Below are 11,544 nucleotides of genomic sequence, written 5' to 3' on the forward strand. Positions count from 1 at the left end.
AGTGCGGAACATGACGACAGCTTCCCACGATCCGATCACGCTCGAGATCATCCAGAACTCGCTGCAAGCCACCGCCGACGAGATGTTCGCGGCCATGCGCAAGACGGCGATGAGCTCCATTATTTACGAAGTGCTCGACATGGGCACGGGGATCACTGACGCCGAAGGCCGTCTCGCTTCCTCGGGCGCGGGCATTCCGGGCTTCATCGGCGTGCTCGACAAGTCGGTGAAGGTGCTCTTGAAGAAGTTCTCCAAACCAAGCGACATCCAGCCCGGCGACGTCTTCATCACCAACGACCCCTACTACGGCGGCGTCACGCATCTTAACGACCTCGTCGTCTGCATGCCGGTCTTTTCCGGCGACCGGTTGATCGCCTGGACGGCCAATATCGCCCATAATTCGGACGTCGGCGGCAAGTCGCCGGGCTCGCTCTCAGCCGATGCGACGGAAATTTTCCAGGAAGGTCTTCGCCTTCCGGCCATCAAGATGATATCGAAGGGCGAGGCGATTCCCGGCATCTTCGACATCATTACCGTCAATTCTCGCATGTCGGACTTCCTCGAAGGCGACCTCTGGGCCGCCATCGCCTCCGTCCGCATCGGTGCAAAGCGCCTTGCCGAGCTTGCGGAGAAATACACCGTCGCCACCTTCGAGGCGGCGATGGCAGGTTTCATGGACCATGGCGAGAAGATCGCGCTCGCCGAGCTCGCGAAACTCCCGCACGGCACCTTCGAGCTGACGGAGGAGCAGGACGACGAGCGCATGTTCAACGTCAAGGTGACGATATCGGAAACGGAATTTGTCATCGACCTCCGAGACAACCCGGATCAGGACAGCGGCCCGTCGAATGCCGGCTACGACGACACGCTCGTCAGCATGCAGGTGATCTTCAAGGCGCTGACCGACCCTACCTCGCCGGCCAACGAAGGCTCCTTCCGCCCGCTCAAGGTTTTAACGCGCGAGGGGTCGTGCTTCCATGCGAAGGAGCCGGCGGCCGTCGGCTTCTACTATGAAATCGGCATTCGCGGCTACGATCTCGTCTGGCGCTGCCTTGCCCCGCACATGCCAGAAAAACTGCCCGCCGGGCACTTCTCATCCATCGCCGGCACCTTCATCGGCGGCATCCATCCCGATACGGGGCGGCAATACACGATCATCGAACCGCAGATCGGCGGCTGGGGCGCATCGGAAGGGCGCGACGGCAATTCGGCGATCTTCTCCGGCGTGCACGGCGAGACCTACAATTGTCCGGCAGAGATCTCCGAGGCACGCAACGGCCTCGTCGTCGACCGCATGGAGCTGAACACCGATCCGGGCGGCGAAGGCAAATGGACCGGCGGCCGCGGCATCCGGCTCGACTACCGCATCCGCCGCGACGATTCCTTCCTGACGCTCGGCTATACTCGCTCGCGCATCGTTCCATGGTCACTCGACGGTGGCAACGAAGGCTCGGCCAACTATGCGCTCGTCCTGCGCAAGAATGGGGAATCGGAGCGCTACGCCTTCGCCTCCGGCATCAGGGTCGACAAGGACGACGTGATCCGCGTGATCACGGGTGCTGGCGGAGGGTTCGGAAATCCGAAAGAACGTGATCCAGCCCTCGTGCTCGAAGACATCCGCAACGAGTACGTAACGGCGGAACGTGCACGCGCGATCTATGGATCGAACGTGTGAGTCATCGAACTGATCTCCGACGGTATCGACGGGGATCATCATGAAACTGTAGAGGAGGATAACAAAATGAGCACTGAGCCGCTCAAGATTATGTATCTTAACCCCGTCGGCGCAAACGACGCAGTTGATGCGATCTTTGCAGACATGGCGCGGGACCACAAACTGCCGGGCACAGAGGTACACGTGGCTGCGTTGCCGAAGGTCGGCTACAGCTTCTCCCATATCGAATTTCGCACCTATGAAGCGTTGGTGACACGCGGCATCATGCGTGCGGTGCGCACCGCAGCGCGCGAAGGTTTCGATGCACTGGCGATCGGCTGCTTTTACGACACCGCTTTACATGATGCGCGCGAGATTTCCGGCTCGATGATCATAACCGCGCCCTGCATCGCTTCTTGCGAAATCGCCGCCAGCCTTGCCAACCGCTTCGGGATCATCGTCGGTCGACGGAAATGGGTACATCAGATGCAGTCGACCGTCCACGGCTATGGCCATGCGGAACGTCTTGCCGGTTTCTACGATGTCGGCCTCGGGGTAGATGATTTTCAGAAAGATCATGTGGAAACCAACCGCCGTTTGCTAGCCGCCGGTCGCAAGGCGGTTGAGGAAGGCGGCGCGGAAGCACTCATCCTCGGCTGCACGATGGAAATCGGTTTCTACAAGGAGATTGAGAAGGAACTTGGCGTGCCGGTCATTGATCCATCCATCGCCGCTTTGAAGCGAGCGGAATATGCTGCGATTCTCAAGCGCCAGTGCGGCTGGGTACCTAGCCGGAAAGGCTCCTGCGAAGCACCTTCCGAAGCCGAACTTTCTGCCTTCAAAGCGTTCCCTGACAACGAACCCGTCTTTGGCAGTCGCATCATCATTCCTGCTTCCTGAGTGAAGACGACAAACAGGATAGGATAGCCGCTCCCGGTCAAGGTCTTGTTCTGACGCGTATCAGCCAATTCAGGGCTGTACGCGAACGGGAAAGCTATGAGTCGAGAGTGAGAGATCGGTCTGATCTCCGACAATTTCGTCGGGATCGCAACGACACTACTAAGGAGAATAGCAATATGAGTCCTGAACCGTTCAAGATCATGTATCTCAATCCCTTTGCTGCGAACGATGCAGTAGATGCCATCTTTGCCGACATGGCGCGCGACCACAAACTGCCTGGTACGGAAGTCCACGTGGCTGCCTTGCCGAAGGCGAGCTATGGCTTCTCCCATATCGAATTCCGCACCTATGAGGCATTAGTGACACGCGGCATCATGCGGGCGGTGCGCACCGCAGCACGGGAAGGTTTCGATGCGCTGGCCATTGGCTGCTTCTACGACACAGCGTTACACGATGCTCTTGAGATTTCGGACCAAATGGTCGTCACTGCTCCCTGCATTGCCTCCTGTGAGATCGCCGCAAGCCTTGCCAACCGCTTCGGCATCATCGTCGGCCGGCGCAAATGGGTGCACCAGATGAAGTCCACCGTGCACGGGTATGGCCACGCGGAACGTCTCGCGGGCTTCTATGATGTCGACCTCGGTGTCGATGATTTCCAGAAGGATCATGCGGAAACCAACCGACGGCTGCTGGCCGCCGGTCGCAAGGCGGTGGAGGAAGGTGGCGCGGAAGCGCTCATTCTCGGCTGCACCATGGAGGTCGGCTTCTACAAGGAAATCGAGAAAGAGCTCGGCGTGCCGGTCATCGATCCGTCCATCGCCGCTTTGAAGCGCGCGGAATATGCAGCGATCCTTAAGCGCCAGTGCGGCTGGGTGCCAAGCCGGAAAGGCTCGTGTGAATCGCCTTCTGAAGCCGAACTTGCCGCGTTCAAAGCCTTTCCGGACGACGAGCCGATCTTCGGCAGCCGCATCATCATTCCAGCTACGTGAACGAGGACAAGACCATGCAAAAACAGATCGCCTCCCGACTTCTAGCCCTGCGACAGCGCATGGCCGAAGCAGGTACGGGCCTCGTCGCCGTCGCACCCGGTTCTCACATGGACTGGGTGCTGGGCTTCCACCCGCATCCCGACGAGCGCCCCTGCCTGCTGCTCATTGGCCCGGAAAAGGAGGCTTTCCTGATGCCAGCGCTGAATGCGGAAGGCAGCCGGGAATTCACGAATATCAAGTTCTACACCTGGGCTGATGATGAAGGCCCCGACGTCGCCTTGCGAGCAGCATTATCGGCCATCGGGGCGGAAGCACCCGGCCTCGTCACGCTTGATGAAACGATGCGCGCTGACTTCGCGCTACTGCTCCTCGATGCTTTGCCTGCAGATACGTGTCGAAATTTTACGCCCGCAACGCTCGGCGGTCTCCGCATGCGCAAAGACAGCAATGAATACGCAAAACTCAAGATGAATGCCAGCATCGCCGATCGCGCCATGGAAGCGGCATTCACCGCAATCAGGCCGGGCATGACCGAGAATGAACTTGCCGCGGAAATCCGCGCACATTTTTCGTCGGAAGGTGCCGAGCCGTGCTTCTGGATTGTGGGCGCGGGAGGCAACGGCGCGTTCCCGCACCATTCTGCTAGCGATCGCGTTATCCAGGAAGGGGACGCGGTGGTGATCGACATTGGCGGACGCAAGCAGGGGTTCCCTTCTGACATCACCCGCATGGCCGTCGTCGGCATGCCGCCCGAAGGTTATGGCGAGATCCACGCCATCGTCGAGAAGGCCGTGCAGGCGGCGCTGAAAGTAGCTCGTCCGGGCGTCATGGCGCGCGAGGTGGATGCAGCGGCTCGCAACGTCATCGCCGATGCGGGCTATGGCGAATATTTCGTGCACCGTACCGGCCACGGCATGGGCATCGATGGTCACGAGCCGCCCTATATCACTGCAACCTCCGAAACGGTGCTGGAGGAAGGGATGGTCTTCTCCATCGAACCTGGCATCTATCTGCCCGACCGGTTCGGCATCCGCCTAGAGGATATTGTGATCCTGCGCGAATACGGACCGGAAATCCTCTCCGCGCTTCCGCGCGACGTGCATATGGCGAGGGGCTGATATGGGCGCCACAGCAAGAGCATGGGTCATCAATGGTTATGACGGTTATCAGGGACTGAGACTAGTCAAGGTTCCTATTGAGCAACCAGGTCCCGGAGAAGTTCGGCTTCGAATTGAGGCATTTGCTCTCAATTGGGGTGATATGGATCTGATGGTGGACAATTATTCATTCAGCTTCCACCATTTTCCAGCTTGTGTCGGAATTGAGGCGGCCGGCATTGTTGAGGCCGTCGGCGACGGGGTTGAGGGAATAACCATCGGAAGCCGCTACTGTACTTTGCCCTATTTCTATTACAATCGTGGGGCCAGCACAGAGACACTCATTGTCGATGCACGGTATATAACACGGGCGCCTCCCGGACTGTCGGCCCCAGAAAGCGCATCCATATGGATGCAGTACCTGACTGCCTATTATCCCCTCGCTGAAGTCTCGAAGGTTGGGCCGGATAGTTTCGTTCTCGCTACCGCTGCAACGTCGACAGCCGGATCAGCAGCACTTGAAATAGGCCGCATGCTCGGCGCAACCATGATCGGCACGACACGGTTTCCCTCCAACGTTCCCTATCTGAAGGAAAGAGGCGCTTCTCATGTCATCGTGACCGATAGCGACGGGACTTCAATTGCCGAACAACTTCTGGCGGTGACCGGCGGTAAGGGAATTGATGTCGCCTTTGATCCAATCGGAGAGGGACTGATCTCCAAATACAGTCCTGCCTTTGCGCGAGATGCGCATGTCTATTTTTACGGCACTCTGGACACAAAGCCGCCCGAACTTCCTTTGCGAGACATGTTTCAAAAGAACGTGACGTTCCAACCGTACTCAGTATTCAACTATGTTGAACATCAAGAAATGAGACAGAGAGGCGTGGATTATGTAAATAAAAATCTAACTTTGAAAAATATTATTCCGAATATAGACCGCTTATTTCCTATGAATGGATACATCGAAGCTTGGAAATATATGAAATCCACCAGGAGTTCACATGGGAAAATCGTAATAGACGTCACAAATTGATCTACGAAATGTAAAAATACTATGTCCACGCAAGTATGCCAATAAGAAGGGGAACACTATGCTACTTTTTCGTAAAATGAGCATCGCTGGCTTACTAATGTCAACGATCGCTCTTTCATTCGTTCCAAATGGTGCGTACGCAGGAAATTTCTTAGGAAACGCCCAACCCGGGACACCGGGTTGGGCGCTTCAACTGTGGCCTTACTATACGAAGGAAAATAGCAGCCAAACGGCAGCAAATTTTTTCCAGCTGGCCTGGTTCAGCGAAACTGGACTGACCGGCACAAAGCAGGACCAGGTTGAACTCTGGCTAGGTTTTAATGGTGGTTATCAAAAAAGCGATTTTGAGGGTGATGACTCACGGTGGGGTGTTACATCTCCTCAACTAGGATTCGAATATTACTATCAGGTTGCAGCCACAAAAGCCAAACCAAACACAGAAGGTTATCGAGCCTGGTGGATCAGCCCTACGATATTCATGAACTTTCCTAACGGATCGGATAAATCCAGCGGGTACGGTGCTGGCGCGAACCAGTATTCCATCAGCGCGAGCGTCAATAACTTCTTTGGTTATGACAAATGGCAACTAAGCATATCGCCCACGAATATTAACTACCTCTTCCGCGATAAAAATTATACCGACCTGGAAACGGGAGGCCGGAAGCGTATGCAGGCAGGCCTTTCGCTCAATCTGGCGGATATCGCGTTTGGATATCAGCTGACGGATACGCTGGCCGTTGGCGTCCATCACCAATATGACATCTACAATCTGACCGACTCTGATTATGCTAGGTCGGAACGCGGGAGGGTAGGACCGACTTTTACCTATTCAGGCCTGGCGGATAAGGGTTATTGGATTTCCGGCACCCTCGATTTCGATTATTCGAATCGAAATACTGAGAGGGCGACGACGTTCAGCGCGTTTATCGGAAAATCACTTTGAAAAAGTCGATACGAACAAAGCCATGATTGAATAAAACCTGTCCCTGAGGCAGGTGAAGCTTGGAGAACCACAGGAAACAAGCGGGTTCCGCTGTAATTTCTCTTAACGATTATCTCCTTTTAGCTTCTTGTCATAAACGGCACACGAAGATGTATCGAGTAGCCCCGACACGATAACCTCGCGTTGGGGCATTTTGAATATCGGTGCGAAGTTTACAGTATTGCCAAGTTATCTGATGGGTAACCGGTGTTCTGGCCCCACATTCTATTTGATTTTGTGTTCTGTCATTGAGAGTTAGCGAATGGACAGAACGGAGTTTCTCCATGGAGCCTCGAATGGAGTTTCTCTCAATGGATCAGAGTAAGCGGGATAGCCATCGCCAGTGGCCAGCTGATTTAAAAGCCCGGATTGTTTCGGAAAGCTTGCGCCCTGGCGTGAGCGTGCAGGAAGTTGCCGATCGCTATGGCGTGCGTGCGAACTATCTGTCTTCATGGCGCACGCTGGCACGTCAGGGGAAGCTTGTTTTGCCTTCGCCTGAAGATGATACGGAATTTGCAGCGATCATAGTAGCGGAGCCTGCAATTGAACCGGTGACGCCACCATCTTCACGCGTTGAGATATTCTGCGGGGAAGTCATCATTCGGCTGGAAGAAGGAGCATCTGCTTCCCGGATTGCCGCTGTTGCAAGCGCGCTTGCGGCTCTTAAATGATCTTCCCTGCCAATCGGGTGCGTATCATGGTGGCGACAAAACCTGTCGACTTCCGTAAAGGCCACGACGGCTTAGCGTCGCTAGTGAAGAACGAATTGCGCAAGGATCCGTTTACGGGAACTGTATTCGTGTTCCGCTCGCGCAAGGCCGATCGGTTAAAACTGATCTACTGGGATGGCACAGGGATGGTTCTGGCTTATAAGCGTTTGGAAGCCCATACGTTCAGCTGGCCAGAGATCCACCCGTTCTGGGAAGGTAACGGGCGGGCCCAGGAGGCACTGCTAACAGCCATCGGTCGCGAACATGGTCATGTGGTTGACTTCACGGTCATTACCAAGCCGCGCATGATCGAAGCGTCGATAGCGACGACCAACGATCCCTCCAGTCCGGCGATGAAACATATCTTTGAAGACGCGATCGATCCAAACCGGCAGGAAGCCATAAGAGCTGCATTCGTCGATTTGGAAATGCGCGGTGAGAATGCTTTCGAGCACAACGTGCGCACCGCCAGGCCGGGCGAACAGATTTCAGGTCAGGTTCTCGGGCACGATACACGTGTAGCCAGCCTTGTTACCGACCACGGGATTGTCGCCGTCGATCGCGCCGACCTTCCAGAGCGGTTGCCCGATGACGATACCGAAATCACATTTACGGCACGTTCTGACTTCTCCCGCCTGTCGCGCCCGGATCAGGTCAGAAATGCAGATAATCCCGCCGTCGAGCGAATGTCACCAGAGCAGAAAATAGCCGCGGACCCATCCCGGCTTGCGGAACTATCGGCGCAAAAGCAGCCCGAGCGGGATTCCGACGACCGCGAACGATAAGAGATGCAACCCTCTGCGCAGAGAGCCAGTCTGTGAGCTTCGGTGAGTGACATTTGGGCCACCCCACTCGTTGGCTGATTGACGGACAAGCTGCGATAGCCTCTCCCCCATGCAACCGCTTCGCGGTCCTCCACTTCTGTTGCGGCCCAAAGGGTGCATGGGCTCGTCTCGGCTATCTCCGTTTCTTGCCGTCAACCAACGAATGGAGACGGCCATGAACAACGTCAGCGACACCTATCAGCGCATCACAGACCTCATCATCGAGCAGCTGGAAGCCGGCACCAAACCCTGGGTGCAGCCTTGGCGCGGAAATACCCGCCCGACCTCCATCATCCCCCGCCGATCCAGCGGCGAAGCCTATCGCGGCATCAATGTTCTCATGCTCTGGATTGCATCACAGATGAACGGCTACGAGGAGACCAGCTGGATGACCTATCGTCAGGCGAAGGATCTCGGCGGTCAAGTCCGGAAGGGCGTACGTGGATCGCTCGTCGTCAAGTATGGCACCTTTACGCCCAAGGATCAGGACACAGATGACGACCGTTCAATCCCTTATCTCAAGGGCTACACAGTATTCAACGGTGCGCCGTAACGGCGAAAGTATGGGAGTGTCACGATGAGTGAATGAGCTTGCTGGAATAGCTCATGTCCGCCGGACTAACCTTGATCGGCAACGATTGTAACTCCGAAAGGGGCGAGGGAAAGTAGCATGTTCGGAAAAGGCCCAAAGCATCCAAGTCGTTTACGATGCGGCGGGTCAGGACAAGATGTGTATGGTGAAAGCTATACTGCCTGAACCCTAGTTTGCAGCGGCCTACAACCGGCGCGGTGTCGTAGAACGACTGACACGACACACCGAATGGACAGAGGACAGGGCGTTGAGGTCCTCCAACCCCGATATCGGGAAAGCCAGCCCATTCGGCGCATCCTCCATCGGAGGGGTAAGTGAACGAACGGGGCACCTAACCACATCGTATCTCCCGCTTTCGTAATTACGGGATGCCCTAAGCAGGCATCGGTTCTCCGACGACCTGTATGGGTACGGAGCCGTCATAGTACTCAAATGCCCGGAGTAATGACCGGGACAGCCGAAATCATCGGATGGTCGAGAATATAAGCTTAGGGCAACTTAAGTGAAAGTTCTGCGGATCAGGGGAAGGACGGCAGCGACTACGATCCAAAACCTTGGGAAGAGGTGTGCTAATGCTGCCAGATACTATCAAAAGGGCTGTTGGATCGCTCCCGATCATTGTTAGATCGGGTCGGCGGGTCAATGGGCTCTATCGCCTTATGAAAGCTCCGCTCCTTTGGGAGCAAGCCTACCATAAAATCGCACAGAATAAGGGTGCGATGACGCCGGGAGTTGATGGGCAGACCTTTGACGGCTTCACGTCGGAAAAGATACGTTCGATCATCGAACGGCTGGCGAATGGGACCTATCGTCCGCAACCAGTACGTCGGGTGTACATTCCCAAAGCCAACGGCAAGAAAAGGCCGCTTGGTGTGCCGACGACGGAAGACCGCTTGGTTCAGGAGGTTGTTCGAATCCTCTTGGAGCAAATCTATGAGCCGCTGTTCTCGCAGCACTCTCATGGATTCAGACCGAACCGATCTTGTCACACTGCACTGGAAAATATCCGAGCAGTTTGGACAGGGGTGAAATGGCTGGTCGATGTCGATGTGGTCGGATACTTCGACAACATTGATCACGACATCCTCATCGGCCTGCTTGAGAAACGTATCCACGACAGCCGCTTCATTGGCTTAATCCGTGGGATGTTGAAGGCAGGTTATCTAGAGGATTGGGTTTATCACCGAACCTACAGCGGCACCCCTCAGGGCGGAATCGTCTCTCCTATATTGGCCAACATCTACCTCCATGAACTCGACGAGTACATGGAATCGAAGATCGCAGCCTACCATAGGGGCGGGAACCGTGCTCCATCGGTCGAAGGCCGACGGATCATGAATCGTCTGACGCGGCTCCGTAAGCAAGTGGATCAGCTTCGTCTGAATCGAGACGAGGATGATGCAGAGATCAAATCCAAGCTGGAGGAGATCAGTCGGCTGAAAGCGGAACGGCTAACCGTTCCGGCCACCGATGCATTCGATCCGAATTACAAGAGGCTCCGCTACTGCCGTTATGCTGATGACTTCCTTATCGGCATCATTGGTAGTAAGGACGATGCGCGACAGATCATGGCCGAGGTCAGGACATTCCTCTCCGAAAACCTGAAATTGAGCGTGTCGGACGAAAAGAGCGGTATCCACAAGGCTTCGGATGGAGCGCGGTTTCTTGGATATGATGTCAGGACATCGACCAATCGTAATCCGCACAAGGCGATCTTTTATGGTCGTCCCGTGCTGCGGCGAGGGTTGGCAGATCGTTTGAAGCTAAATGTACCAAGGGAAAAAGTGGTCCGGTTCGTCAATGGCAAAGGATGGGGGGACTATGACGCCTTCCGTCCCCGCCAACGCCCCGCTTTGACATGGGCGAGTGACGTCGAAATTGTCATGGCCTACAATGCCGAATGGAGAGGCTTCGCAAACTATTATGCGCTAGCAGATGATGTGAAACGTAAGCTCAACAAGGGCGGATACTTTGCCTTGATGAGCTGCGTTAAAACCATCGCGGCAAAGCACAAAACGTCTGCGAGGGAAATCTTCTCCAAGATGCGTAGAGGGCAAGACTTCTTCGTTCGCTTCCAAGTTGGAGAGAAAACCCGAGAGATCAAAATCTGGCAATTGAAGGACTTAGAGCGCGAACCGCGAAAATGGAGCGATATCGATCGCCCACAATCATCAAAGTTCGTGTTCAGCAGGACCGAAATGGTCGAACGCCTCAACGCGCAGAAATGTGCACGGTGCGGTCGAGATGATCTGCCCTGCGAAATCCATCATGTCAGAAAGATCGCGGAAATGGAGAAAGCAGGGCTCACCCGGTACATGCCGGCAGCACGACTGCGCAAACGCATCGTGCTGTGCAAACCCTGTCATCGCTCCGTTCATGCTGGTGGCCAAGTCGATCAACAACGTGATGGAACACGTAGTCGTGGAGAGCCGGATGCGCTGAAAGGTGCACGTCCGGTTCGGAGGGGGGCTGAGCCGCGTCCTCATTGAGGCGCCGCCAGCATACCCTACTAGAGCAGATCGAGAACCTGCCTATCGAATATTACAGCCCAGCTGAACCAATGCCGACGACGCCCGTGCCGCACAATGAAACCGTCGATAACTTTGTCCGCCAGGCGGGTGCTGTCATTCACTACGGCGGCACGAAGGCTTGCTATCGTCCTGGATCTGACGACATTCTCATGCCCGACCGCGAGCGCTTTTTAAGCGACGTCCACCTTTATTCGTCACTTTTGCACGAAATTGGTCATAATGCCGTAAC

9 protein-coding genes and 2 pseudogenes are annotated in these 11,544 nt (G+C 55.5%); all 11 read left to right on the forward strand.

Features of this window, described 5'->3' with window-relative positions; genetic code table 11:
• Positions 1-10 precede the first annotated feature (10 nt).
• Positions 11-1,675 carry a hydantoinase B/oxoprolinase family protein gene (locus C9380_RS25420; protein WP_128095060.1) on the forward strand — a complete coding sequence of 555 codons (1,665 nt, stop codon included), beginning with the start codon at positions 11-13 and terminating at the stop codon, positions 1,673-1,675.
• A 66-nt stretch (positions 1,676-1,741) separates the two neighbouring features.
• On the forward strand, positions 1,742-2,554 hold the full coding sequence (locus C9380_RS25425; RefSeq protein ID WP_128095061.1) for an aspartate/glutamate racemase family protein: 813 nt from the start codon (positions 1,742-1,744) through the stop codon (positions 2,552-2,554).
• A 176-nt stretch (positions 2,555-2,730) separates the two neighbouring features.
• On the forward strand, positions 2,731-3,543 hold the full coding sequence (locus C9380_RS25430) for an aspartate/glutamate racemase family protein (RefSeq protein ID WP_128095062.1): 813 nt from the start codon (positions 2,731-2,733) through the stop codon (positions 3,541-3,543).
• Positions 3,544-3,557: 14 nt separating this feature from the next.
• Positions 3,558-4,661: a M24 family metallopeptidase gene (locus tag C9380_RS25435; protein ID WP_128095063.1), complete on the forward strand. Its 1,104-nt coding sequence runs from the start codon at positions 3,558-3,560 to the stop codon at positions 4,659-4,661.
• Position 4,662: 1 nt separating this feature from the next.
• On the forward strand, positions 4,663-5,676 hold the full coding sequence (locus C9380_RS25440; RefSeq protein WP_128095064.1) for a zinc-binding dehydrogenase: 1,014 nt from the start codon (positions 4,663-4,665) through the stop codon (positions 5,674-5,676).
• Positions 5,677-5,734: 58 nt separating this feature from the next.
• Complete coding sequence (locus C9380_RS25445; RefSeq protein ID WP_128095065.1) at positions 5,735-6,619, forward strand: hypothetical protein; 885 nt, start codon at positions 5,735-5,737, stop codon at positions 6,617-6,619.
• Positions 6,620-6,969: 350 nt separating this feature from the next.
• On the forward strand, positions 6,970-7,329 hold the full coding sequence (gene tnpA, locus C9380_RS25450) for an IS66-like element accessory protein TnpA (RefSeq protein ID WP_128095066.1): 360 nt from the start codon (positions 6,970-6,972) through the stop codon (positions 7,327-7,329).
• Positions 7,330-7,355: 26 nt separating this feature from the next.
• Positions 7,356-8,153, forward strand: coding sequence for an IS66 family insertion sequence element accessory protein TnpB (gene tnpB / locus C9380_RS25460; protein ID WP_151081326.1), 798 nt, complete (start codon positions 7,356-7,358; stop codon positions 8,151-8,153).
• A 214-nt stretch (positions 8,154-8,367) separates the two neighbouring features.
• Positions 8,368-8,733: pseudogene (locus tag C9380_RS25465) on the forward strand (ArdC-like ssDNA-binding domain-containing protein); the annotation flags it as partial.
• Positions 8,734-9,443: 710 nt separating this feature from the next.
• Complete coding sequence (gene ltrA / locus C9380_RS25470) at positions 9,444-11,273, forward strand: group II intron reverse transcriptase/maturase (RefSeq protein WP_128095067.1); 1,830 nt, start codon at positions 9,444-9,446, stop codon at positions 11,271-11,273.
• Between the two features lie 20 nt (positions 11,274-11,293).
• Positions 11,294-11,533 (forward strand): annotated as a pseudogene (locus C9380_RS25475) (zincin-like metallopeptidase domain-containing protein); the annotation flags it as partial.
• Between the last annotated feature and the right edge of the window lie 11 nt (positions 11,534-11,544).

Source organism: Brucella pituitosa (genome assembly GCF_003049685.1).
Lineage (GTDB): Bacteria > Pseudomonadota > Alphaproteobacteria > Rhizobiales > Rhizobiaceae > Brucella > Brucella pituitosa.